The 23,225-nt window shown below is 64.3% G+C and carries 20 protein-coding genes and 1 pseudogene; 6 read left to right on the top strand and 15 right to left on the bottom strand.

Features of this window, described 5'->3' with window-relative positions:
* The first annotated feature begins 12 nt into the window (after nucleotides 1–12).
* Nucleotides 13–801 (top strand): lipotoxin F family OmpA-related lipoprotein LptF, encoded by a 789-nt coding sequence (lptF, locus tag HU719_RS17415; RefSeq protein ID WP_186522970.1) that lies wholly within the window; start codon nucleotides 13–15, stop codon nucleotides 799–801.
* 121 nt (nucleotides 802–922) lie between these two features.
* Here the strand turns inward: lptF and HU719_RS17410 are convergent, their stop codons facing one another.
* The 15 genes and pseudogenes from HU719_RS17410 to HU719_RS17340 all read right to left on the bottom strand — a co-directional run bounded on the left by HU719_RS17410 (nucleotide 923) and on the right by HU719_RS17340 (nucleotide 17,374).
* Nucleotides 923–1,249: a PA3694 family proteiin gene (locus tag HU719_RS17410; RefSeq protein ID WP_186537335.1), complete on the bottom strand. Its 327-nt coding sequence runs from the start codon at nucleotides 1,247–1,249 to the stop codon at nucleotides 923–925.
* Nucleotides 1,246–2,169 carry an alpha/beta hydrolase gene (locus tag HU719_RS17405; protein WP_186537336.1) on the bottom strand — a complete coding sequence of 308 codons (924 nt, stop codon included), beginning with the start codon at nucleotides 2,167–2,169 and terminating at the stop codon, nucleotides 1,246–1,248. The genes HU719_RS17410 and HU719_RS17405 overlap by 4 nt, the downstream gene beginning before the upstream one ends.
* Entirely contained in the window at nucleotides 2,141–3,418 is a 1,278-nt protein-coding gene (locus tag HU719_RS17400; RefSeq protein ID WP_186522964.1) for a flavohemoglobin expression-modulating QEGLA motif protein, read from the bottom strand. The genes HU719_RS17405 and HU719_RS17400 overlap by 29 nt, the downstream gene beginning before the upstream one ends.
* 120 nt (nucleotides 3,419–3,538) lie before the next feature.
* On the bottom strand, nucleotides 3,539–4,087 hold the full coding sequence (locus tag HU719_RS17395) for a hypothetical protein (RefSeq protein WP_186537337.1): 549 nt from the start codon (nucleotides 4,085–4,087) through the stop codon (nucleotides 3,539–3,541).
* Between the two features lie 27 nt (nucleotides 4,088–4,114).
* Nucleotides 4,115–4,819: a TetR family transcriptional regulator gene (locus HU719_RS17390; protein ID WP_186522984.1), complete on the bottom strand. Its 705-nt coding sequence runs from the start codon at nucleotides 4,817–4,819 to the stop codon at nucleotides 4,115–4,117.
* A 215-nt stretch (nucleotides 4,820–5,034) separates the two neighbouring features.
* Nucleotides 5,035–6,537: a lysine--tRNA ligase gene (lysS, locus tag HU719_RS17385; protein WP_186522959.1), complete on the bottom strand. Its 1,503-nt coding sequence runs from the start codon at nucleotides 6,535–6,537 to the stop codon at nucleotides 5,035–5,037.
* 92 nt (nucleotides 6,538–6,629) lie between these two features.
* Nucleotides 6,630–7,725 (bottom strand): peptide chain release factor 2 gene (gene prfB / locus HU719_RS17380; protein ID WP_186522957.1). Its coding sequence is split into 2 segments (ribosomal slippage): nucleotides 6,630–7,652 and nucleotides 7,654–7,725, totalling 1,095 coding nucleotides; the frame shifts between segments, so codons are not numbered across the junction.
* Nucleotides 7,726–8,139: 414 nt separating this feature from the next.
* Nucleotides 8,140–9,172, bottom strand: a pseudogene (locus HU719_RS17375) (diguanylate cyclase domain-containing protein); the annotation flags it as partial.
* Nucleotides 9,173–9,223: 51 nt separating this feature from the next.
* Nucleotides 9,224–10,237 carry a chemotaxis response regulator protein-glutamate methylesterase gene (locus tag HU719_RS17370; protein WP_186522489.1) on the bottom strand — a complete coding sequence of 338 codons (1,014 nt, stop codon included), beginning with the start codon at nucleotides 10,235–10,237 and terminating at the stop codon, nucleotides 9,224–9,226.
* Complete coding sequence (locus HU719_RS17365) at nucleotides 10,234–12,513, bottom strand: hybrid sensor histidine kinase/response regulator (RefSeq protein ID WP_186537257.1); 2,280 nt, start codon at nucleotides 12,511–12,513, stop codon at nucleotides 10,234–10,236. The genes HU719_RS17370 and HU719_RS17365 overlap by 4 nt, the downstream gene beginning before the upstream one ends.
* On the bottom strand, nucleotides 12,510–13,157 hold the full coding sequence (locus tag HU719_RS17360) for a chemotaxis protein CheW (RefSeq protein ID WP_186522502.1): 648 nt from the start codon (nucleotides 13,155–13,157) through the stop codon (nucleotides 12,510–12,512). The genes HU719_RS17365 and HU719_RS17360 overlap by 4 nt, the downstream gene beginning before the upstream one ends.
* A 14-nt stretch (nucleotides 13,158–13,171) precedes the next feature.
* Nucleotides 13,172–14,416 carry a CheR family methyltransferase gene (locus HU719_RS17355; RefSeq protein WP_186537258.1) on the bottom strand — a complete coding sequence of 415 codons (1,245 nt, stop codon included), beginning with the start codon at nucleotides 14,414–14,416 and terminating at the stop codon, nucleotides 13,172–13,174.
* Nucleotides 14,413–14,934: a chemotaxis protein CheW gene (locus HU719_RS17350; protein WP_186522492.1), complete on the bottom strand. Its 522-nt coding sequence runs from the start codon at nucleotides 14,932–14,934 to the stop codon at nucleotides 14,413–14,415. Before HU719_RS17350 ends, HU719_RS17355 begins: the two co-directional genes overlap by 4 nt.
* 5 nt (nucleotides 14,935–14,939) lie before the next feature.
* The gene (locus tag HU719_RS17345) at nucleotides 14,940–16,562 is read right to left on the bottom strand and encodes a methyl-accepting chemotaxis protein (RefSeq protein WP_186537259.1); all 1,623 of its coding nucleotides are present in this window, start codon (nucleotides 16,560–16,562) and stop codon (nucleotides 14,940–14,942) included.
* Nucleotides 16,563–16,690: 128 nt separating this feature from the next.
* Nucleotides 16,691–17,374 (bottom strand): tellurite resistance TerB family protein, encoded by a 684-nt coding sequence (locus HU719_RS17340; RefSeq protein WP_186522494.1) that lies wholly within the window; start codon nucleotides 17,372–17,374, stop codon nucleotides 16,691–16,693.
* Between the two features lie 199 nt (nucleotides 17,375–17,573).
* Between HU719_RS17340 and ydcS the strand changes: the two genes are divergently transcribed.
* From ydcS to HU719_RS17315, 5 genes are all read left to right on the top strand, one after another.
* Entirely contained in the window at nucleotides 17,574–18,713 is a 1,140-nt protein-coding gene (gene ydcS, locus HU719_RS17335) for a putative ABC transporter substrate-binding protein YdcS (protein WP_186522495.1), read from the top strand.
* A 201-nt stretch (nucleotides 18,714–18,914) separates the two neighbouring features.
* Nucleotides 18,915–19,940 carry an ABC transporter ATP-binding protein gene (locus tag HU719_RS17330; RefSeq protein ID WP_186522496.1) on the top strand — a complete coding sequence of 342 codons (1,026 nt, stop codon included), beginning with the start codon at nucleotides 18,915–18,917 and terminating at the stop codon, nucleotides 19,938–19,940.
* Nucleotides 19,937–20,872 carry an ABC transporter permease gene (locus HU719_RS17325; protein WP_186522497.1) on the top strand — a complete coding sequence of 312 codons (936 nt, stop codon included), beginning with the start codon at nucleotides 19,937–19,939 and terminating at the stop codon, nucleotides 20,870–20,872. The genes HU719_RS17330 and HU719_RS17325 overlap by 4 nt, the downstream gene beginning before the upstream one ends.
* Nucleotides 20,862–21,668: an ABC transporter permease gene (locus tag HU719_RS17320; protein ID WP_186522498.1), complete on the top strand. Its 807-nt coding sequence runs from the start codon at nucleotides 20,862–20,864 to the stop codon at nucleotides 21,666–21,668. Before HU719_RS17325 ends, HU719_RS17320 begins: the two co-directional genes overlap by 11 nt.
* Before the next feature lie 16 nt (nucleotides 21,669–21,684).
* Entirely contained in the window at nucleotides 21,685–23,109 is a 1,425-nt protein-coding gene (locus HU719_RS17315; protein ID WP_186537260.1) for a gamma-aminobutyraldehyde dehydrogenase, read from the top strand.
* Nucleotides 23,110–23,225: the final 116 nt, after the last annotated feature.

Raw genomic sequence — 23,225 nt, 5'->3', positions numbered from 1 at the left:
AGGATGAACACTATGCGCAATTACGTCATGATTCCCGCCCTGCTGGCCCTGAGCGTTGGCCTGGCTGCTTGCTCCCACGACCCGAACGCCAACCTGGAGTCGGCCCGTACCAACTTCTCGGCGCTGCAAAGCGACCCGCAGTCCACCCAGGTGGCGGCGCTGGAAACCAAGGACGCCCAAGACTGGCTGAACAAGGCTGACAAAGCCTACATGGACCGTGAGGACGAGAAGAAGGTCGACCAACTGGCCTACCTGACCAATCAGCGTGTCGAAGTGGCCAAGCAGACCATCGCCCTGCGCACCGCAGAAGCCGAGCTTAAAAACTCCGCCGCACAGCGCGCCCAGGCCAAGCTCGATGCCCGTGACGCCCAGATCAAGAAGCTGCAGGACAGCCTGAACGCCAAGCAGACCGACCGCGGTACGCTGGTGACCTTCGGCGATGTGCTGTTCGACTTCAACAAGGCCGAGCTCAAGAGCAGCGCCTTGCCGAACGTCACCAAGCTGGCTCAGTTCCTCCAGGAAAACCCTGAGCGCAAGGTGATCGTCGAGGGCTACACCGACAGCGTCGGTTCTGCCAGCTACAACCAGTCGCTGTCCGAGCGCCGCGCCGGCGCTGTGCGCATGGCACTGGTTCGCGCAGGTGTAGACCCAGCGCGCATCGTCGCCCAGGGCTACGGCAAGGAATACCCGGTTGCCGACAACACCAGCAACTCGGGCCGTGCGCAAAACCGCCGTGTGGAAGTGACCATTTCCAACGACAACCAGCCAGTTGCGCCACGTTCGATGAGCCAGGCGCAGTAAGGCGGGTCAATGGGGGCTGCTTTGCAGCCCTTTCGCGGCGCAAGGCCGCTCCTGCAGAGGCGTTTCAAACCCCTGTAGGAGCGGCCTTGTGCCGCGATGGGGCGCAACGCGGCCCCAGCTGTTACTGCACCTGCTGGGGCGTCTCCTGCCCCACACACCGCACAGCGCGCTTGCGGTCATCCACCAGCACCCCGCTCAACCCCTTCTGCTCGGTATCGAACAGCACCAGAACCCCATCAATACACTGCGCCACCTGCGCCGCAGGCGTCAGCGAGACTTTGTAGTCCTCGCCAGGGATGGTCTTGAGCATGGTGAAATCCTGCAACAACAGGGCATCTTCAGGCTTGGCGAAATGCAGGTAGCCGTAATACCAGAGGGCCCCCACCGTCACGATGATGCTACCGATACCGGTCAGGATCAGCGGGATGGCGTTGCGTTCTTCACTCATTGCTTGGTGTTCTCGTCAGGGTAGTTGGGCACTTCGGCCAGGCGACGCAGGCCGTTGAAGTGGGTCGGGTCATCCAGAAAACGCAGCATCACCTCACGCCAGGTTGGGTCGGCGAAGGTCTGCACATGGCCGCCACGGGTCAGCTGCAGCACCCTGGGCACCGGGGCGTGCTGATACAGCCTTATACCGTTGGCCATGGGTACCAGTTGGTCATCGATGCTCTGGAAGAACAGTTTCGGCGGGCTTTGCAGTTGTTCGATCGAGCGGATCGCGCTGTCACCGTCGGGCACCAGCCATGACAGCGGCACTTGCAATGGCCAGGTCAGCCACGAGGTGCTCAAGGCAAAGCGGCCGACATCGCGGTAGCTGGCTGGCACGCCGTCGAACACCAGTGCGCTGAAGCGCTGGCGCTGTTCGGGGTGTTCTGCCAGGTAATGGATGGCCATTGCCCCGCCCAGGCTCTGGCCCAGCAGCACCAGCGGCTTGCCTTGCACCTCGGGGGCGGCTTGCAGCCAGGCCATGGCAGCGGCGATATCCTGATACACCGCAGGCAGGCTCGGCGCGCCTTGCGACAGGCCGTAGCCGCGGTAGTCGATCATCAGCACCTGATAGCCCTGCTCCGGCAGCCAGTAGCTGCCGCCCAGATGGCCGGCCAGGTTGCCACCGTTGCCATGCAGGTGCAGCACCGTGCCCTTGACCGCGACACCGGCCTTGGCCGGCAGCCACCAGCCGTGCAGGCGTATGCCATCGGCGGTGGTCAGGGTGACGTCGCGGTACTCGAGCTTGGCCCGTGCAGGGGTGAACGGCTGGCCGCGTTCGGGGAAGAACAGCAGGCTGCTGCAACCGCCGAGCCCCAGCAGCAACATGCCAAGGGCCAGGCAGCGCAAGCATTCAAAGAATGTTCGCATAGTCGGCTTCAATGCGGTCAAGGCTCAGGTGGTTGAGGAAGTTGGAGAAGCACATCCACGCCGACAGCGCATTAAGGTCGCGGAACTGCTCGGGCAGGTACTTGGGCGGCTCCACCAGGCCTTCTTCGACCAGTTGGCGCAGCGTGCGCATGTCTTCAAGGGTGGTCTTGCCACAGAACAGCAGCGGGATCTGCTCAAGCTTGCCCTTCTTCACGGCCAACTGAATGTAGTTGTAAACCATGATGAAGCCCTTGAGGTAGGACAAGTCCTTGGTAAATGGCAGGCCATTTGGCACCGAACCCCGGAACACACGGCTGGCGTTGCTGTAGCTCTGCGACAGCTCGAAACCCTGCTCGCGGAAGAACTCGAACACCTGCAGAAAATCAGCCCCCTCCTCGACCATGTGGATCGCCCGGGTGCGGTTGGCCAACTTGCGCAGGCGGCTTGGGTAGGAGGCAAATGCAATGACCTCCATCAGAATCGCCAGGCCTTCCTGGGTCACCGTCGAAGACGGCGGGCCTTTGGCCAAGAAGGTGCAGATTGGCTGGTTCAGGCCATTGAGCGTGGTGCCCACGTGGACCAGCCCTTCATGCACTTCAAGGGCGCGTACGTCGCGGCTGTTGAACATGGCATCGGCGCGCACCTTGATGTAGTCGGCACCGGCAGCGGCGTCGGCAACGATGCCGTCGGACTCGAACACGCGGATGGTGCCTTCGGCCTCGCCGAACACCTTGTTCAGGCGGCGCTGGAGGATATCCACCGCTTCCTTGGCCGTGAGGTTTTTCGGCTCGTCCTTGAGGTCACCACGGCCGTCGATGTTGTCCAGGTAGTTGGACAGCATCAGGCCCAGGTCGGCCAAGGTCGGGTCGCCGGCATGGAATGCATCGGAGGCGGCGCCGTAGAGTTCCTGCGAGATCAGCCCGAAGTCCTCGGTGCCGCGCGCTTCGAGCATGCGCACCACCATGCGGTACTCCTTGCACATGCGTTTCATGATTTGCCCGACTGGGTTGAACTGCCCCAGTTGCCGGGTGATATCGCGCTCGATGCTCTGGAATTCGGCTTTTACGGCGCTGGAGTCGAAACCCAGCGGGCGGCTCTGGTAGTAGGCGCGGTCGACCGCTGGCGGCTCCTTGCCCTTGCCCTTGAGAAAGCCCTGACGGATGCCGTCGTCCCATTTCACCGCGTCGAGTACGCGGATCGGCGTCTGCGCGGCGACGATGCGGTCAGAGAGGGTGCGGATGGTTTGTTGGTAATCGTCCACCGGGAACTCCTTGTTTGTGCCTCATCGCGGGGCAAGCCCGCTCCCACGTACGGGGCTGCCCCAAAGGCATTGGATGCGTGTCCAATTTCCTGGGTGCAGTCCATACCCACTGGATCAGGGCTATTTACCGGACCGCTGGAAGCGCGCCACTTCGACGAACAGGTCGGAGTTGGCCGGGTCGTCGAGGTAGGCCAGCACACGTTGGGCGGGGCTGTCGATCAGTACGCCGTCACCGTTGTCTTCCGGCACCTCGATGCTGCGCCCGCTCAGCTCTTTTTGCGCAAGCGCCTGCTGCACCTGCTCGACGTCAAGGTTGTAGACCACCAGTTCCTTGCCTTCGACGATATCGAAACCGCCAATCAGGAAGTTGCCGCCCAGGCGCTTGGGCACCCCGGCAGACAAGTACCAGCGGTTGCCGTGGCGCGACACAGTGAACACGTATTCCTCAGGCGCCTTGCCCTTGGCGGTGGCCACGGCCTTGTAGGCATCGGCGCCGCTGCGGCTGATCACAAGCTTGAGCGGCTCGCCCCAGGCGTCCTTGCTGCTCCATTTGCCGAGCAGCCCCTTGGGCGCGGCCTGGTTGGCCGGCAGCGGCTCGTGAAAGGTCACCAGACAGCCGCCCAGCAAGAGAAAGGACACGCTCAACAGCATCACACGCCAGGCTTTCATCAGGTTCTCCTTGAGAATTCGGTCGCCTCAGGCCGAAGCCAGCACCATCTGCAGGTATCGGACAAGAATAGCGAGCATCTGCTCATCGGCCTGCGCATCAGCGCCCTTGAGCAGCCCCTGATATTCCATCTGCTCGATTATCGCCGTCAACATCTGCGCGTCCTGCTCGGGCTGGCGCGAGCCCACCACCTGCAGCATCTGCCGGGCGCCATGCAGCAGGATCTGTTCATGGGCACACACCAGCTCAGCCAGGCGCGGGCACAACAGCGCCTCTTGGCGAAAGCCCTGCTCGGCCATGAGGAAGTCGCGGCGGTTGTGCAACTGGCGGATCACGTAGTCGGCGGTCATGCGCGCCACATCATCCACCAGCCGAGCCCGCGCTTGTGGCGTGCCGTCACCTTGGGCCAGCAACTGGCGCAACAGCACCTCGGTATTGGCCCACAGCTTGGACATGTAGTCGGCGCTGCGGGCGACGTACTGGGCGAAGGTATCGGCCAGCAAGTCCTGGATGTCCTTGAAATAGTAGGTGGTGGCCGAAAGCGGCACACCGGCTTCGGCGGCCACCGCACGATGGCGCACGCCGCGCACTCCATCACGCACGACAATGCGCATGGCCGCGTCGAGGATTTGCTGGCGGCGCTGCTCGCTGCCCTGGCGGGCGGTCTTGCGGCCCTGGTACTGCACGCTTTCGGCAACGGCGCTGGCGATGCCGGCAGCGCCCTGGTGAGGTATAGCGGGATTCACGGTGAAGTCACCTCATGAATTCTAGTCAGATGCTGGCAGCGCGAGCCTCATCGCGGGGCAAGCCCGCTCCCACGCTGTGGACTGCCCACAAGGAATCGGATTGGTGTCCAACTTCTTAGGGGCAGCCCTCTGTGTGGGAGCGGGCTTGCCCCGCGATGGCAGGCAAGAAAAAGCCGCCTCGAAAGGCGGCTCGTTCAGCTCAATCAAGCCTGTGGACGCATATGCGGGAACAGGATCACATCGCGAATCGACGGCGAGTTGGTCAGCAGCATCACCAGGCGGTCGATGCCGATGCCTTCACCGGCAGTCGGCGGCATGCCGTATTCCAGGGCCCGCACGAAGTCTGCGTCGTAATGCATGGCTTCGTCGTCACCGGCGTCCTTCTCGGCCACCTGGGCCAGGAAGCGCTCGGCCTGGTCCTCGGCATCGTTGAGCTCGGAGTAGGCGTTGGCGATTTCGCGGCCACCGATGAACAGCTCGAAGCGGTCGGTCACAGCTGGGTTCTGGTCGTTGCGACGGGCCAGCGGCGAGACTTCGAACGGGTACTCGGTGATGAAGTGCGGCTGCTCCAGCTTGTGCTCGACCAGTTCTTCGAAAATCATCACCTGCAGCTTGCCCAGGCCTTCGTGGCCAAGCACCTTGGCGCCGGCCTTCTTGGCGATGGCGCGGGCCTTGTCGACGTCCTGCAGGTCGGCGGCGGTCAGCTCAGGGTTGTACTTGAGGATCGAGTCGAACACCGACAGGCGCACGAACGGCTCGCCGAAGTGGAACACCTTGTCGCCGTACGGCACGTCGGTGCTGCCCAGCACCAGTTGTGCGAGCTCGCGGAACAGCTCTTCGGTGAGGTCCATGTTGTCGTTGTAGTCGGCGTAGGCCTGGTAGAACTCGAGCATGGTGAACTCGGGGTTGTGCCGGGTCGAGACGCCTTCGTTACGGAAGTTGCGGTTGATCTCGAAGACCTTCTCGAAACCACCGACCACCAGGCGCTTGAGGTACAGCTCCGGCGCGATGCGCAGGAACATGGCCATGTCCAGGGCGTTGTGGTGGGTTTCGAACGGCTTGGCCGCAGCGCCGCCCGGGATGGTCTGCAGCATCGGCGTTTCGACTTCGAGGAAGTCGCGCTCGATGAGGAACTTGCGAATGTGCGAGATCACCTGCGAACGCACACGGAAGGTGTGGCGGGTGTCTTCGTTGACCATCAGGTCGACGTAGCGCTGGCGGTAGCGCTGCTCGGTGTCGGTCAGGCCGTGGTGCTTGTCCGGCAGCGGACGCAGCGATTTGGTCAGCAAGCGTACCTGGGTCATTTCGACGTACAGGTCGCCCTTGCCGGAACGGGCCAGGGTGCCTTCGGCGCTGATGATGTCGCCCAGGTCCCAGGTTTTGACCGCGGCCAGGGTTTCTTCGGGCAGGGTCTTGCGGTTGACGTAGACCTGGATGCGCCCAGTCATGTCCTGGATGACCATGAACGAGCCACGGTTGAGCATGATGCGGCCAGCCACCTTGACCGGGATCGCTGCAGCTTCCAGTTCTTCCTTGGTCTTGTCCGCGTATTGCTTCTGCAGGTCGTTGCAGTAGCTGTCGCGACGGAAGTCATTGGGGAAGGCATTGCCCTTGGCGCGCTCGGCAGCAAGTTTTTCCTTGCGCAGGGCGATCAGGGCGTTTTCTTCCTGTTGCAGGTCTTGCGCTTCGGTCTTGAGGTCGCTCATGTCGTCATTGTTTCCATCAGGTATTCGTTGCCCTCGCGGGTGAGGGATCGCGGGGCAAGCCCGCTCCCACGGGCCTGCCACGGCGTAGATGCTTACAGCCCCTGCTTGAGGCTCGCTTCGAGGTACTGGTCGATGTCGCCGTCGAGGACCTTGGTGCAGTCGCTGCGCTCGACACCGGTCCGCAAGTCCTTGATGCGCGAGTCATCCAGCACATAGGAGCGGATCTGGTGGCCCCAGCCGATGTCCGACTTGCTGTCTTCGAGGGCTTGCGAGGCGGCGTTGCGCTTCTGCATTTCCAGCTCGTACAACTTGGCCCGCAGCATTTTCATGGCGGTGTCTTTGTTGGCATGCTGGGAACGTTCGTTCTGGCAGGCAACCACGGTGTTGGTCGGGACGTGGGTGATACGTACCGCCGAGTCGGTGGTGTTGACGTGCTGACCACCGGCGCCGGAGGAGCGGTAGGTGTCGATGCGCAGGTCCGACGGGTTGATCTCAATTTCGACCTTGTCGTCGATCTCGGGCGAGACGAACACCGCCGAGAACGAGGTGTGGCGGCGGGCGCCGGAGTCGAACGGGCTCTTGCGCACCAGGCGGTGCACGCCGATTTCGGTACGCAGCCAGCCAAAGGCGTATTCGCCCTTGATGTGCACGGTGGCGCCCTTGATGCCAGCCACTTCGCCTTCGGACAGCTCGATGATGGTGGCGTCGAAGCCGCGCTTGTCGGCCCAGCGCAGGTACATGCGCAGCAGGATGTTGGCCCAGTCCTGGGCCTCGGTGCCACCGGAGCCGGCCTGGATGTCCAGGTAGGCGTTGTTCGGGTCCATCTCGCCGCTGAACATGCGACGGAACTCAAGCAGGGCGAGGGATTCCTCGAGCCCTTGCAGCTCGGTCACGACATCGCTGGCAGCGCTTTCATCGCCTTCCTCGACGGCCATGTCGAGCAGGTCCTTGCAGTCGGCAAGGCCGCCGGACAGCTTGTCGAGGGTCTCGACCACCTGCGCCAGCATGGCCCGCTCACGGCCCAGGGCCTGGGCGTATTCGGGCTTGTTCCAGACGGCCGGGTCTTCCAGCTCGCGGTTTACTTCGACTAGACGATCATGTTTGTGATCGTAGTCAAAGATACCCCCGAATGGACTGGGAACGCTCGGTAAGGTCCTTGATGGTGTTCAGAATCGGTTGGATTTCCATGGGCGGGCAGCTCTCTTGCGAATTCGGTGAAAAGCCCGCGAGTATAACCGAGTCTGGATCATGGCGGCAGACCCGCTTGGCAGGTATGGCCCGCTGCCACGGCCATTCACTCTGTGAGAGATTCCAGGGTTCTGCACAAGCCCATACTGGCCTAATCGCAGGCTAGCGCCAGCTCCCACAGAGTTCTCCCATCACCCTCTCGATGCCGTCTACGCAGTCAGTGTAGGAGCGGCCTTGTGTCGCGAAAGGGCTGCGAAGCAGCCCCAGGATTTGAGCACCCACCAGAATCGCTGGGGCTGCTTCGCAGCCCTTTCGCGACACAAGGCCGCTCCTACACAATCAAAAGCGACTTGCCCGAAACAATAGAATCTCCCACAGGAATTGAGCCAGGCACCCATATCGCAGCTGACGCGATCCCTGTGGGGCTGGCGATAGCCCGCGATCAGGCGATGCCGACCTGGTTGCGCCCGTTGTGCTTGGCCAGGTAGAGGCCTTTATCAGCAGCCGAGATGAGCTGACGGCAATGGCTGCCCTGGGCCGGGGTGTGCGTGGCAAGGCCAATGCTCACGGTCAGGTGCGAACCCTCCTCGGGCGCCACATGCGGGATGTTCAGCGCCATGATGCTCTGGCGCAGCTTCTCGGCCACCAGTCGCGCCCCGCCTGGCGAGGTGTTGGGCAGCACCAGGGCGAATTCCTCGCCGCCGTAGCGCGCCGGCAGATCGCTTGGGCGCGCGCAGCAACCACGGATGCTCGCGGCCACCTGGCGCAGCGCCTCGTCGCCGGCCAAATGGCCGAAGCTGTCGTTGAACGACTTGAAATAGTCCACATCGATCATCAACAGCGACAGTTGCTGCTGTTCACGCATGGCCCGGCGCCATTCCAGCTCAAGGTATTCATCGAAATGGCGGCGGTTGGACAGCCCGGTCAGGCCGTCGGAGTTCATCAGCCGCTGCAGCATCAGGTTGGTGTCGAGCAACTGCTGCTGGCTGACGCGCAAGGCGCGGTAGGCCTCGTCGCGCTGCAGCAAGGTGAGGTAGGAGCGCGAGTGGTAGCGAATGCGCGCCACCAGCTCGATGGTGTCCGGCAGCTTGACCAGGTAGTCGTTGGCCCCGGCGGCAAAGGCTGCGCTCTTGACCAGCGGGTCTTCCTTGGTCGACAGCACGATGATCGGGATGTCCTGGGTAGCCGGGTTGTTGCGGTACTCGCGCACCAGCGTCAGGCCATCGAGGCCCGGCATGATCAGGTCTTGCAGGATCACCGTCGGCTTGATGCGCATGGCCTGGGCCACCGCCTGATGCGGGTCTGCACAGAAATGGAAGTCGATGTTGTCTTCGTGGGCCAGCCCACGGCGCACTGCTTCACCGATCATCGCCTGGTCGTCGACCAGCAGGACCATCGCCGAATTGTCGTTGGTGGTCATCAGACCGTCGGTTGGCAGATCATTCATCGCTAGTCACCCGCCCACTGCCGGCCGCGCCGGGTTGAGCATTGCATATGGTCATTTCGAAAAGGTTTCCATCAGTCGCGTGGCGATCCGCTCCAGCGGGCGGATTTCCACGGCTGCGTTGATTGCCGCAGCTGCCTTGGGCATGCCGTACACCGCACTGCTGTGCTGGTCCTGGGCGATGGTCAAAAAGCCCTGTTCGCGCATCAGCTTGAGCCCTTGGGCGCCATCACGGCCCATGCCGGTGAGCAACACACCCACCGCATCGCCGCGCCAGTAGCGCGCCACGCTCTCGAAGAACACGTCGATGGAAGGCCGGTAGATCTCGTTCACCGGCTCCGCCGTGTAGGCAAGCTGGCCGTTCTGCAGCAGGCGGATATGGTGGTTGGTGCCGGCCAGCAGCACCTGCCCCGGCTGCGGCGGCTCGCCTTCGCGGGCCAGACGCACCGGCAGGCCGCTGGCCGAGCACAGCCACTCGGCCATGCCGGCGGCAAATACCTGGTCAACGTGCTGGACCAGCACGATGGCAGCGGGGAACTCGCGCGGCAGCCCTTTGAGCAGCACTTCGAGCGCCGCAGGGCCGCCGGCGGACGAACCAATCGCCACCAGGCCCTGGCGCTGCGAGGCATCGCGCAAGGGCGTGGTTACCGCCCGTGGTGCGCTGGGCCGTTGCTGGCCGATCAGCCAGGCAATGTTGAGGATCTTGCGCAGCAGCGGCGCCGCCGCTTCACGCGGGTCGCCCGCGCCAAGTGCCGGGGTGTCGACCACATCCAGGGCGCCATGGCCCATGGCCTCGAACACCCGGTGCACGTTCTGCTTGCGGTCGACGGTGACGATAACGATGGCGCACGGGGTCTCGGCCATGATCCGCCGGGTGGCCTCGACGCCATCCATTACCGGCATGATCAAGTCCATCAAAATCAGGTCCGGGGTCAGTTCGGCGCAGTGCTGCACCGCTTCGGCGCCGTTGCTGGCCACCCACACCACCTGGTGCGCAGGCTCGAAGGCCAAGGCGCGGCGCAGCGCCTCGACGGCCATGGGCATGTCATTGACGATGGCGATTTTCATCCCTGAGCACCTCCGATCAATTCCTCGACGGCATCCAGCAACGCATCATCATGGAAGCTGGCCTTGGCCAGATAATAGTCGGCGCCGGCATCCAGTCCACGTCGTCGGTCTTCTTCACGGTCTTTGTACGACACCACCATCACCGGCAACGACTGCAGGCGGTGGTCGCGGCGCACCAGGGTAACCAGTTCGATACCGTCCATGCGCGGCATGTCGATATCGGTAATCAGCAGGTCGAAATCATCGCTGCGCAGGGCGTTCCAGCCGTCCATGCCGTCAACGGCCACCGACACTTCGTAGCCGCGATGGGTCAGCAGCTTGCGCTGCAGCTCGCGCACGGTGAGCGAGTCGTCGACCACCAGCACACGCCGGCGTACCACGCCCCTGGCCGCGCTGGCACCGCGCTCGATACGCTCCAGGCGCCCGGTACTGAGCAGCTTCTCGACCGAGCGCAGCAGGTCCTCGACATCGATGATCAACACCACCGAGCCATCGTCGAGCAAGGCGCCCGAAGAAATGTCCTGAACCTTGCCCAGGCGCGGGTCGAGCGGCATCACCACCAGCACCCGCTCGCCGATCAACCGCTCCACCGCCACGCCATACAACTGGTCGCGCTCGCGAATGACCACCACCCGCAGGTGCTGGCCTTCGCGCTGGGACGCCGGGCGGTTGAGCAACTGGCTGGCGGCGACCAAACCAATGTGGCGGTCTTCGTGCCAGAAATGCTGACGGCCTTCGATCTGCACGATGGCCTCGGATGGGACATCAAGGGTGCGTTCGATATGCGCCAGCGGGAAGGCATAGGCTTCGCCGCCCTCCTCCACCACCAGGCTGCGCACCACCGAAAGCGTCAGCGGCACTTCCAGATGGAAGCAGCAGCCCTGGCCGGCGACCTGGGTCAGCTCGATGGCGCCGCGCAGCTCGCGCACCATATGCTGCACCGCATCCAGGCCAACACCGCGCCCGGACACTTCGGTGACGGTATCGCGCAGGCTGAACCCCGGCAGGAACAGAAACGTCAGCAGCTCTGCTTCGCTCATCTGCGCCACGGTTTCGGCCGGCGACAGGCGGCGCTCGACGATGCTGCGGCTCAGCCCCGCCAGGTCGATACCGGCGCCGTCGTCGGACAGTTCCAGAATCAGCAGCCCGGCCTGGTGCGAGGCGCGCAGACGCAGCGTACCCTCGGCGGGCTTGCCGGCCAGCAGGCGCCGTTCCGGCAATTCGATGCCATGGTCGACGGCGTTGCGCAGCAGGTGGGTCAGCGGCGCTTCGAGCTTTTCGAGGACATCGCGGTCAACCTGGGTCTTGTCGCCTTCGACTACCAGCCGCACCGGTTTGCCCAGTGAACGGCCCAGGTCGCGGACCATGCGGCTCTGCCCGGTCAAGACATCGGCCAATGGCCGCATGCGGCAGGCGAGCGCTGTGTCATAGAGCAGTTGCGCGCGCTGGCTGGCCTGCCAGCCGAACTCATCCAGGTCGGCGGCCTGTTGCAGCAGAATCTGCTGGGTTTCGGCCAGCAACTGCTGGGTCTGCGCCAGCGCCTGCAGCACTTCAGGGCCTTGGCCGCTGTCTTCGAGCTGGCCTTTGAGGCCGTCCAGTGCGCGCATGCCCTGGCCATGCATGCGCTTGAGGCGCTGCAAGGTGGCCAGATACGGTTTAAGGCGCTGGGTCTCGACCAGCGACTTGCTCGACAGGTCGAGCAGGCTGTTGAGGCGGTCGGCCGTCACCCGCAGCACCCGCTCGCCGCCTTCGGCCGGGCGCTTGCCAGGCTTGCGGGGGGGCGTCGGCTCGGGTTCTGCGAGTGTTTCGCCGAGCACGGCAGGCTCGGCCAAGGGCGGCAGCGGCACCGCCAATGGCGCAGGCACAATGGCGGTGAGCGGTGCTGCCGAGGGGTCCAGCAGCGCTGTCAGTTGTGCGACGAACCCCGGCACCGCAGCTTCCCCGCCTTGATCACCGGGCGTTGCGATGCGCATCAACAGGTCAGTGCCCTGCAGCAACGCATCGATATGCTCGGGGCGCAGCAGCAGGCGCCCTTCCTGTGCCGCGACCAGGCAATCTTCCATGACATGGGCGACGCTGACGCCAGCATCGATGCCGACAATGCGCGCCGCCCCCTTGAGCGAGTGCGCCGCACGCATACAGGCTTCAAGCTGGTCAGGCTGCGCCGGGTTGCGCTCCAGCGCCATCAGGCCAGCACTGAGCACCTGGGTCTGCGCCTCGGCCTCCAGGCTGAACAGTTCGAGCAGCGAAGCATCACGCATTTGCTCGGGGGTCATGAAAGGCTCCGCTTCACAGCTTGCAATAGATGTTGTTCGTCCAGCACCCGCACGCTGCGGTTGCGCCACTGCAGCACGGCAGCGGTGAAATGGGCAGTGTCGCGGCCTTGGTCGAGCTGTGCAGGGTCGAGGCGGTGAATGCCGTCGATTTCATCCACCGGCACCACCACCGGCCCGCCGTCAGCGGCAAGGATCAGCATGCGCGGCATGCTGCGCCCACTGCGCGGTGCGCCCGATTCCACGGCAACACCCAGCAGATCGGCCAGCGACAGGCACGGCACCAGGGCACCCCGCACATTGGCCACGCCCTGCAATACCCGCGAACGCTGATGCGGCAGCGAGTGCACCGCTTGCAGCGGCGAGATCTCGGCAAGGCAGGCGGTGGCTAGCGCCAGCCATTCTTCGCCCAGACGGAACAGCAGCATCGACCGGCCAGTGGCAACCTCTTGCAGCACAGGCGGCGCGTCGAAGCTGTCGTCACCGACCAGCGCGTAGCGGTCGAGCAGGCGCGTGGCGGCGCTGGCGTAAACCTCGCAGTTACGGCAATGGATATGCCGCTCCAGCAATGGGCACTGTTTATCACCGTGCACGCCGATACGGTTCCAGCAGTCATCGATGTCCTGCTGTTCGGCGATCACTTGCATGTCGATGCCTAGGCTCATCGTTCAGACTCCCTGCCGGCCCGCGCCGCACGTTCTTGCAGGCGCCGGGCGCCGGCGTCGTCGCCTTGCGCGGCCAGCAGCACGGCCAGGTGCATCAGCGCCTCGGGGTGCTGCGGTTCTAGATACAGGGCCTTGCGGTAATGGGTGATCGCCTGCGCGGGGTCACCTTCGGTGTCACTGAGCAGGCCCAGCCAGCAGTAAACCTGGGCTTTGGGGGCGAACTCGCGCAGGTAGCGCTCGCAATCGGCGCGGGCCTGGCGGCTGTCGCCGCTGTTGGCGGCCTGGGCAATGCTGGCCAGCAACTGCGCCTCGCCGTCGCGCGCCGGAGTTGGCCGTGGGGCCGGTGCAGGGGGCGCGGTGCGCAACGGCAACACCGGGGTTCTGGCCGGCAGCGGCGCCAGGTGCGGGCGCAAGGGCGCGGGCGCAACGGGCGGCGGCGCGGGGGCTTCTTCGCGGCGCACATAGGCAAACGACTGGGGTATACCCACCGGGCGCATGCCCAGGCGTGCCAGCAGGCTGCCCTCGGCCGGGCCGATGAACAGCACACCATCGGCGTGGGTCAGGCGCTTGAGCACCTCGAACACGCGCTGCTGGGTCGGCACATCGAAATAGATCAGCAGGTTGCGGCAAAACACAAAGTCGTACAGGCCTTCGCGGCTTGAAAGCGCAGGGTCGAGCACGTTGCCGGCTTGCAGCGTGACCTGGCGGCGCACCCGGTCATCGAGCCGATGGGCGTCGCCCATATCTGTGAAGTGGCGCTCGCGAAACGCAAGGTCACTGCCACGGAACGAGTTGCGCCCGTACTCGCCCTGCTGCGCCTTGGCCACCGAATTGGGGCTGATGTCCATGCCGTCGATGGCAAAGGCCGGCGGGCACAGGCCGCCGTCGAGCAAGGCCATGGCAATCGAATAGGGTTCCTCGCCGGTAGAACACGGCAGGCTGAGGATGCGCAGTGGGCGAGCACCGCCAAGCTCCGCCGCGCGTTTGTGCGCAAGGCTCACCAGCGCGCTGAAGGATTCGGGGTAACGAAAGAACCAGGTCTCGGGGACGATCACTGCCTCGATCAGCGCCTGCTGCTCGGCGGCCGACTGGCGCAGCCGCAGCCAGTAGTCGTCAAGGTCGGCGGCCTGCACGGCAGCGCAGCGCTGGTGCAGCGCGCGCTCGACCATGGGCGCGCCCACCGACTCGACATCCAGGCCGATGCGCTCCTGCAAAAACCGGAAAAAAAGCTGTTCGCTCATGTCGGCACCTGCCCGTTCTGGCTGGGGTAGAGCAACTGGCGCACGGCGTCGGGCAACAGGTCGTTGACGCAAATACGCTGCAACAGGCCGCGCTCATCCTGGCGCACCGGGCCCAGATACGGCGCCTGGCCATTATCCAGGTGGTACGGCTGGAACTCATCGGGCTGGCAACGCAGGGTGTCGGTGGCCTGTTCCAGAATCAGCCCCAGCTGCTGGCCAGGTTGCAGCGGGTCGCCCTGGTAATTGACCAGCACCAGCCGGGTACTGCTGCGCGCCGGGGCTGGCGCGCCGAAGCTCAGCGCCGAAACATCAATGACCGGCACCAGCACGCCGCGATGGGCAAGCACCCCGGCAACCCACGCAGGGGCCTGGGCGATAGGCTTGAGCGGCCGGCGCGGCAATACCTCGAGCACCTCGCGCACATCCAGGGCGAAGCGCTGCTGGTTGATGCGAAACTGCAGGTACAGCACGCCTTTGGCAGGGGCCGTGCGGGTTTCGCGCGGGAACAGGTCTTTCATCGTCGTCAGACTTTGAAGCGCGACACACCGCCACGCAGGCCGGCAGCCACCTGGCTCAGTTCATCGATGGCAAAGCTTGCCTGGCGCAACGACTCCACCGTCTGGGTGCTGGCATCGCTAAGCTGCGCCAAGGCCTGGTTGATCTGCTCGGCGCCGGTGGCCTGGGCCTGCATGCCTTCGTTGACCATCAACACCCGCGGCGCCAACGCCTGCACCTGATGGATGATCTGGCTGAGCTGCTCGCCCACCTGCTGCACCTCGAACATGCCGCGGCGCACCTCTTCGGAAAACTTGTCCATGCCCATGACCCCCGCCGACACCGCCGACTGGATCTCGCGCACCATCTGTTCGATGTCGTAGGTCGCCACGGCAGTCTGGTCGGCCAAGCGCCGCACCTCGGTGGCAACCACCGCAAAGCCACGGCCATATTCGCCGGCCTTCTCGGCTTCGATGGCGGCGTTGAGCGACAGCAGGTTGGTCTGGTCGGCCACCTTGACGATGGTCACCACCATTTGGGTGATGTTGCCGGCTTTCTCGTTGAGGATGCCCAGCTTGGCGTTGACCAGCTCGGCGGCGCCCATCACCTGGTGCATGGTCTCTTCCATGCGCGCCAGCCCTTGCTGGCCGGAGCCTGCCAGGCTCGAGGCCTGGTCGGCGGCACTGGTGACCTCGGTCATGGTGCGCACCAAATCGCGGGAAGTGGCGGCAATCTCGCGCGAGGTAGCGCCGATTTCGGTGGTGGTGGCGGCGGTTTCGGTTGCGGTGGCCTGCTGCTGCTTGGAGGTGGCGGCAATTTCGGTCACCGACGTGGTCACCTGCACCGAGGAGCGCTGGGCCTGAGACACCAGCCCTGCCAGCGACTCGGCCATTTCGTTGAAGCCGCTTTCGATGGCGCCGAACTCATCCTTGCGGTCCAGGCTCAGGCGCATGCTCAGGTCGCCCGAACGCAGGCGGTCGAGGGCGTGGACGATAGCCTGCATCGGCGCGCTGATGGTACGCATCAGCAGCAGCCCGCACACACCGGCAGCGACGATGGCCAGCAGCAGCGACACCAGCATGCTGACCTTGGCGGTGGCAACGGCGGCGGCGATGTCGTTGGTTGCGGCATCGGCGGAATCGCGGTTGCGCTCGATCACCGTGTTCAGGTGCTTGCGGCCCTCGGCCCAGGCCGGGGTGAGCACGTCGGCAATCAGGCGCTGGGCCTCGTCGTAGTCACGGTTGCGGTAGGTATCCAGCACCCGGCCGACCAGCTTGATGTATTCCTGCGCTTGCCGGGTGAAGGCATCGAAGGCAGCCTGGTCTTCAGAGGTACGGATGGTGGCCTGGTAGCTGGCCATGTGCTGGGTCAGGCGGTCATCGAAGCTCTTGAACAGTTCGAGGTCGGCCGGGGTCATTTCACGGTGGTTGGACAGCCCCACCAATTGCTGGCTGGTGACGTAGCTGTCGACCCAGGCACTGCGGATCATCGAGCTGTAGTAAACCCCTGGAAGGCTGTCAGAGCCGACTTTCTGTTCACTGGATTCAATTGCCAGCAACCGCGAATAGGCGGCCACGATCATCAGCAACATGATGGCGATGATCACGGCAAAACTTGCCAGGATCCGTTGGCGCAGTGTCCAGTTCTTCACATTCAGCCCTCAGGAATTCGTCACGAGCGGGAAAAATCGCTGAAGTATAGCCTAGGCGCCCTACGCTTATTTGGCTGAATGCTGCTCTATTCAGGCGCCCATGCCGCAGTGGCTGGCAATCCGCTACTTCATTGACCTTCAGCAAGCCGGACCTGGCTTTCCAACTCCTGACGCAGCGCTGGGTCCAGACGCAATTGCCGCGCCAGTTCATCGAGGTAGCTGCGTTCCATGAAGTTCTCCTGATCGACCATCATCACGCTGGCCAGGTACATCTCGGCGGCCATCTCCGGGGTTTGCGCTGCGCGCGCCACCTCGGCAGGGTCCAGCGGCTTGTTCAGTTCGGCATGCAGCCAACCTTGCAGCTCGCGGTCGCTGTCCAGGCGGGTGAACTCGCCTTCGATCAACGCCCGCTCGCGGTCATCGATATGGCCGTCCGCCTTGGCCGCCGCCACCAGCGCCCGCAGTACCGCCTGGCAGTGTTGCTCGGCCTGGGCCACCGGCACGCGGTCGAGGGTCTGCGGTTCGTGGTTGCCCGTGCCCTGGCGCGCCTGCCAGTTGCCATAGGCTTTGTAGGCCAGCACGCCAAGCGCAGCCAGGCCGCCATAGGTAAGCGCTTTGCCGCCGTATTTGCGCGCTTTCTTGTTACCCATCAGCAGGCCCATGGCACCGGCTGCCAGCGCGCCGCCCCCTGCCCCCGACAGCAGCCCGCCCAGGCCGCCCCCGGCAGCGGGCTTGCTGCCTTTGTTGAGTTGATTGCCGAGCATTTCCTGGCCGGACTTGAGCAACTGATCGAGCAAACCCCGGGTGTTCATCTGCAAGCCTCCACACACGAAAAATAGGCCACCAGAGTAAGACGCCAAGCGCCCTTCGCCACCTGGGTAAATGCTTCTGGATGTTGCACCGAGCACCGCCAAAAGCCGACTAGACTCGATCTGGCCAACCCGGCTCACGCATGCCGCACCCTTTGCTCGACCACTGCCCCGACCATAATGTCCAACAAGAGGGATCACCATGTCAGTGCACACGACCGTTTTGCTCGGCGCCTTGCTGGCCAGCGCCGGCGCCCAGGCTGCGGGGTTGCCGCAGAAGCTCGGCGCCGGCGAGGGGCAATTGGACATCATCGCCTGGCCCGGCTACATCGAGCGCGGCGACAGCGACAAGGCCTATGACTGGGTCACCGGTTTCGAAAAGCAGACCGGGTGCAAGGTCAACGTCAAGACCGCCGCCACCTCCGATGAAATGGTCAGCCTGATGACCAAGGGCGGCTACGACCTGGTCACAGCGTCCGGTGATGCCTCGTTGCGGCTGATCGCCGGCAAGCGTGTGCAGCCGATCAATACCGCGCTGATCGGCAACTGGAAGAACCTCGACCCGCGCCTGCAAAACGGCGCCTGGTACGTGGTCAAGGACCAGGTCTACGGCACGCCCTACCAGTGGGGCCCGAACGTGCTGCTGTACAACACCGAAGTATTCAAAACCCCGCCTACCAGCTGGAGCGTGGTGTTCGAACCGCAGAACCTGCCAGACGGCAAACCGAACAAGGGCCGCGTGCAGGCCTACGACGGGCCGATCTACATCGCCGATGCTGCGCTCTACCTGAAAACAACCCAGCCTGAACTGGGCATCCAGAGCCCCTACGAACTGACCGAGAAGCAGTACCAGGCGGTGCTTGAGCTGCTGCGCAAACAACAGCCGCTGATCCACCGCTACTGGCATGACGCGACGGTGCAAATGAGCGATGTGAAGAATGAAGGCGTGGCCGCGACCAGCTCGTGGGGCTACATGGTCAACGGCCTGCAGGCCGATAAACAGCCGGTGGCGTCGGTGGTACCAAAGGAAGGCGCCACCGGCTGGGCCGACACCACCATGCTGCACAGTGAGGCCAAGCACCCTAACTGCGCGTACCAGTGGATGGACTGGTCGCTGCAGCCCAAGGTGCAAGGCGATGTGGCGGCCTGGTTCGGCTCGTTGCCCGCGGTGCCGGCGGCTTGCACGGGCAGCGAACTGCTGGGCGCCGAGGGGTGCAAGACCAACGGGTTCGACAACTTCGACAAGATCGCCTTCTGGAAAACCCCGCAGGCCGAGGGCGGCAAGTTCGTGCCTTATAGCCGCTGGACCCAAGACTACATCGCCATCATGGGCGGGCGCTGAGGCCCCCATCGCAGGCTATGTAGGAGCGGCCTTGTGCCGCGAAAGGGCTGCGCAGCAGCCCCGAAAATTGTGCATGAGGCCGAGGCATTGGGGCCGCTACGCAGCCCGTTCGCGACACAAGGCCGCTCCTACACACAATCAAAAGCGAGCTCTCTGCGGGAGCTGGCGATGAATCTGTTGTCATCCTACCGGAGCCGCACCATGCCACCAGCCGTCCAGTTCACCGAGGTATCGCGCACCTTCGGTGAGGTCAAAGCCGTCGATCAGGTGAGTATCGACATCCTCGACGGCGAGTTCTTCTCGATGCTCGGCCCTTCAGGCTCGGGCAAGACCACCTGCCTGCGTCTGATAGCAGGCTTCGAACAACCCAGCAGCGGCTCGATCCGCATCCACGGCAGCGAAGCCGCTGGCCTGCCGCCGTACTTGCGTGACGTCAACACGGTGTTCCAGGACTACGCGCTGTTCCCGCACATGAACGTGCGCGACAACGTCGCCTACGGCCTGAAGGTCAAGGGCGTGGCCAAGGCCGAGCGCTATGCCCGGGCCGACGAAGCGCTGGCCATGGTTGCCCTGGACGGCTACGCCACGCGCAAGCCGGCGCAGCTTTCCGGGGGCCAGCGCCAGCGCGTGGCCCTGGCCCGGGCGCTGGTCAACCGGCCGCGCGTGCTGCTGCTCGACGAACCGCTCGGCGCGCTGGACCTGAAGCTGCGCGAGCAGATGCAGGGCGAGCTGAAAAAGCTCCAGCGCAAGCTCCGCATCACCTTCATCTTCGTCACCCACGACCAGACCGAAGCCCTGTCGATGTCTGACCGGGTGGCGGTGTTCAACCGTGGTCGCATCGAACAGGTCGATACCCCGCGCAACCTGTACATGCAGCCTGCCACCACCTTCGTTGCCGAATTCGTCGGCACCTCCAATGTGCTGCGCGGGGCAATTGCCGAACAGTTGAGCGGCAGTGCCCAGCCGTTCTCGATCCGCCCTGAGCACATCCGCCTCGATGGCCAACCAGGGCCGCATGAGGTGCAGGTCGCCGGGGTGCTCCGCGATGTGCAGTATCAAGGCAGCGCCACGCGCCTGGAAATCGTCCTCGACAGTGGCCAGCTACTGGCCGTCAGCCAGGCCAACGACCAGTGGCTGGCGCAGCCACAGCCTTGGCAACCCGGCCAGCGAGTACTGGCCCACTGGCCTCGGGCGGCGATGACGTCACTCAAGGAAACCCCGGCATGAGCGTGGCAGTGGCAACTACCGGCACCCCGCTGCGGCGCCTGGGCAACCTGCTGTACAGGCGCCCGAACCTGTACCTGCTGATGCTGCTGATACCGCCGCTGCTGTGGTTTGGGGCGATTTACCTGGGCTCGTTGCTGAACCTGTTGTGGCAGGGTTTCTACACGTTCGACGACTTCTCGATGACGGTCACCCCCGAACTGACCCTGGTCAACTTCGCCGCGCTGTTCAACCCCGCCAACTTCGACATCATCCTGCGCACCTTGAGCATGGCGGTGGCAGTGTCGCTGGCCAGCGCCGCGCTGGCTTTCCCGATTGCCTGGTACATGGCGCGCTACACCACAGGCCGCACCAAAGCGTTTTTCTATATCGCGGTGATGATGCCGATGTGGGCCAGCTACATCGTCAAGACCTACGCCTGGACCCTGCTGCTGGCCAAGGGCGGCGTGGCGCAGTGGTTTGTGCAACGGCTGCACCTGGAGGGCCTGCTGCAGTTGCTGCTGGACATACCTGGTGTCGGCGGCAGTACGCTGTCCACCTCGCACCTGGGGCGGTTTCTGGTGTTCGTGTATATCTGGCTGCCGTTCATGATCCTGCCGATCCAGGCCTCGCTGGAACGCTTGCCGCCGTCGCTGCTGCAAGCCTCGGCAGACCTCGGCGCCAAACCCCGGCAAACCTTCATGCAGGTGGTGCTGCCCCTGGCGGTCCCAGGGATCGCGGCCGGCTCGATCTTTACCTTTTCGCTGACCTTGGGCGACTTCATCGTGCCGCAACTGGTCGGCCCGCCGGGCTATTTCATCGGCAGCATGGTGTACGCCCAGCAAGGCGCCATCGGCAACATGCCGATGGCGGCGGCGTTCACCCTGGTGCCGATCGTGCTGATCGCCGTGTACCTGTCCATCGTCAAACGCCTGGGGGCCTTCGATGCACTCTGACCGCGCCTCATGGGGCCTGCGCCTGGCGGCGTGGGGCGGGCTGGTATTCCTGCACTTCCCGATCCTGATCATCCTGCTGTATGCGTTCAATACCGAGGACGCAGCGTTCAGCTTCCCGCCCAAGGGCCTGACCTGGAAGTGGTTCAGCGTCGCCCTCGCCCGCCCCGACGTGCTCCAGGCGATCACGCTGTCGTTGCAGGTGGCCTGCCTGGCCACGTTGATCGCGCTGATACTCGGCACCCTGGCCGCTGCGGCGCTGTACCGGCGCAGCTTTTTTGGCAAGCAAGCCATCTCGCTGATGCTGATCCTGCCCATCGCGCTGCCTGGCATCATCACCGGCATCGCCCTGTTGTCGGCGTTCAAGCGCCTGGGGGTGGAACCTGGGCTGTTCACCATCGTCGTCGGGCACGCGACGTTCTGCGTGGTGATCGTCTACAACAACGTCATCGCCCGCCTGCGGCGCACGTCGCAGAGCCTGATCGAGGCCTCGATGGACCTGGGCGCCGACGGCTGGCAAACCTTCCTCTACATCATCCTGCCCAACCTCGGCTCGGCCCTGCTGGCGGGCGGCATGCTGGCGTTCGCGCTGTCTTTCGACGAAATCATCGTCACCACCTTTACAGCCGGCAACGAACGCACCTTGCCGATCTGGCTGCTCAACCAGCTCAGCCGCCCGCGCGATGTGCCGGTGACCAATGTGGTCGCCATGCTGGTAATGCTGGTCACCATGCTGCCGATTCTCGGCGCCTATTACCTGACCCGTGGCGGTGAAAGCGTTGCGGGCAGCGGCAAATGACCAAAAGGAGCTCCCAATGCAAACCCAAATGTTGATCAACGGCCGCCTGGTGGACGGTGAAGGCGCCGTGTGGACAGTCCTCGACCCCGCCACCGGCCAGGCGCTGGCGCAGATCAAGGAAGCCACCGAGGCCCAGGTCGATATCGCCGTGCGCGCGGCCGACCAGGCGTTCGACGGCTGGTCGCAAACACCGCCGAAAGAGCGCGCAGCCGCGTTGCTGGCGATTGCCGATAGCATCGAAGCCCACGGCGAGGCGCTGGCCAAGCTTGAGTCGGACAACTGCGGCAAGCCCTATAGCGCGGCGCTGAATGACGAAATCCCGGCCATCGCCGATGTATTCCGCTATTTCGCCGGTGCCGCCCGCTGCATGGGCGGCTCGGCGGCCGGCGAGTACCTGCCCGGGCACACCTCGATGGTGCGCCGCGACCCGCTGGGCGTGGTCGCCTCCATCGCCCCGTGGAACTACCCGCTGATGATGCTGGCATGGAAGATCGCCCCGGCCCTGGCCGCTGGCAACACCGTGGTGATCAAGCCGTCCGAGCTGACGCCGCTGACCGCGCTGCACCTCGGTGGGCTGCTGCAGGGCGTGCTGCCGGCCGGGGTACTGAACATCCTCTTCGGCCGTGGCCAGACGGTCGGTAACCCGCTGGTCACTCACCCCAAGGTACGCATGGTGTCGCTGACCGGGTCGATTGCCACGGGCGCGCACATCATTGGCGCCACGGCCGACAGCGTGAAGCGCACCCACATGGAGCTGGGCGGCAAAGCGCCGGTGCTGGTGTTCGACGATGCCGATGTGGACGCTGCCATCGAAGGCATTCGCACCTTTGGCTTTTACAACGCCGGGCAGGATTGCACCGCCGCTTGTCGCTTGTACGTGCAGGACGGCATCTATGAGCAGTTCGTCGAGCGCCTGGGCGAAGCGGTAGCCAGCATCAAGCCCGGCCTGCAGAACGCCCCAGACACCGAACTCGGCCCACTGATCAGCGCCCAGCACCGCGACAAAGTGGCGGGCCTGGTGCAACGCGCCGTTGACCAGCCGCATATCCGCCTGGTGACGGGGGGCAAGGCAATACCGGGCGAGGGGTTCTTCTTCGAGCCGACCGTACTGGCCGATGCCTTGCAGGATGACGAGATCGTGCGCACTGAAGTGTTTGGCCCAGTGGTCTCGGTGACCCGCTTCAGCGATGAAGCCCAGGCGCTGCAATGGGCCAATGACTCGGAATACGGCCTGGCGTCATCGCTGTGGACCCGCGACAGCAACCGCGCCCACCGCCTGGCGGCGCGCTTGCAGTATGGCTGCACCTGGGTGAATACCCACTTCATGCTGGTCAGTGAAATGCCCCATGGCGGGCAGAAGCGCTCAGGGTATGGGAAGGATATGTCGATGTATGGGCTGGAGGACTACACCTGCGTGCGGCATGTGATGTTCAAGCATTGAGGGTGAATTGAAGTGGCCGGCTGAGGGGCTTAGCCGGCGGTTTTGCGCAGATGTTCGCCGAAAGGTTTTCAGCGCCCATTAGACCGAGCGCCGCGCGGGCGGCGCTCGGTCTAATG

This window comes from Pseudomonas farsensis (genome assembly GCF_014268805.2).
GTDB classification, from domain to species: Bacteria; Pseudomonadota; Gammaproteobacteria; order Pseudomonadales; family Pseudomonadaceae; genus Aquipseudomonas; species Aquipseudomonas farsensis.
This window is presented reverse-complemented; position numbering and strand designations above follow the sequence as displayed.

Excerpts from the sequence above, each read along its gene's own strand:
- lptF (WP_186522970.1), top strand. The coding sequence starts at position 13 with ATGCGCAATTACGTCATGATTCCCGCCCTGCTGGCCCTGAGCGTTGGC.
- HU719_RS17410 (WP_186537335.1), bottom strand. The coding sequence starts at position 1,249 with ATGAGTGAAGAACGCAACGCCATCCCGCTGATCCTGACCGGTATCGGT.
- HU719_RS17395 (WP_186537337.1), bottom strand. The coding sequence starts at position 4,087 with ATGAAAGCCTGGCGTGTGATGCTGTTGAGCGTGTCCTTTCTCTTGCTG.
- lysS (WP_186522959.1), bottom strand. The coding sequence starts at position 6,537 with ATGAGCGACCTCAAGACCGAAGCGCAAGACCTGCAACAGGAAGAAAAC.
- HU719_RS17370 (WP_186522489.1), bottom strand. The coding sequence starts at position 10,237 with ATGAAAATCGCCATCGTCAATGACATGCCCATGGCCGTCGAGGCGCTG.
- HU719_RS17365 (WP_186537257.1), bottom strand. The coding sequence starts at position 12,513 with ATGACCCCCGAGCAAATGCGTGATGCTTCGCTGCTCGAACTGTTCAGC.
- HU719_RS17360 (WP_186522502.1), bottom strand. The coding sequence starts at position 13,157 with ATGCAAGTGATCGCCGAACAGCAGGACATCGATGACTGCTGGAACCGT.
- HU719_RS17355 (WP_186537258.1), bottom strand. The coding sequence starts at position 14,416 with ATGAGCGAACAGCTTTTTTTCCGGTTTTTGCAGGAGCGCATCGGCCTG.
- HU719_RS17350 (WP_186522492.1), bottom strand. The coding sequence starts at position 14,934 with ATGAAAGACCTGTTCCCGCGCGAAACCCGCACGGCCCCTGCCAAAGGC.
- HU719_RS17340 (WP_186522494.1), bottom strand. The coding sequence starts at position 17,374 with ATGAACACCCGGGGTTTGCTCGATCAGTTGCTCAAGTCCGGCCAGGAA.
- ydcS (WP_186522495.1), top strand. The coding sequence starts at position 17,574 with ATGTCAGTGCACACGACCGTTTTGCTCGGCGCCTTGCTGGCCAGCGCC.
- HU719_RS17330 (WP_186522496.1), top strand. The coding sequence starts at position 18,915 with ATGCCACCAGCCGTCCAGTTCACCGAGGTATCGCGCACCTTCGGTGAG.
- HU719_RS17325 (WP_186522497.1), top strand. The coding sequence starts at position 19,937 with ATGAGCGTGGCAGTGGCAACTACCGGCACCCCGCTGCGGCGCCTGGGC.
- HU719_RS17320 (WP_186522498.1), top strand. The coding sequence starts at position 20,862 with ATGCACTCTGACCGCGCCTCATGGGGCCTGCGCCTGGCGGCGTGGGGC.
- HU719_RS17315 (WP_186537260.1), top strand. The coding sequence starts at position 21,685 with ATGCAAACCCAAATGTTGATCAACGGCCGCCTGGTGGACGGTGAAGGC.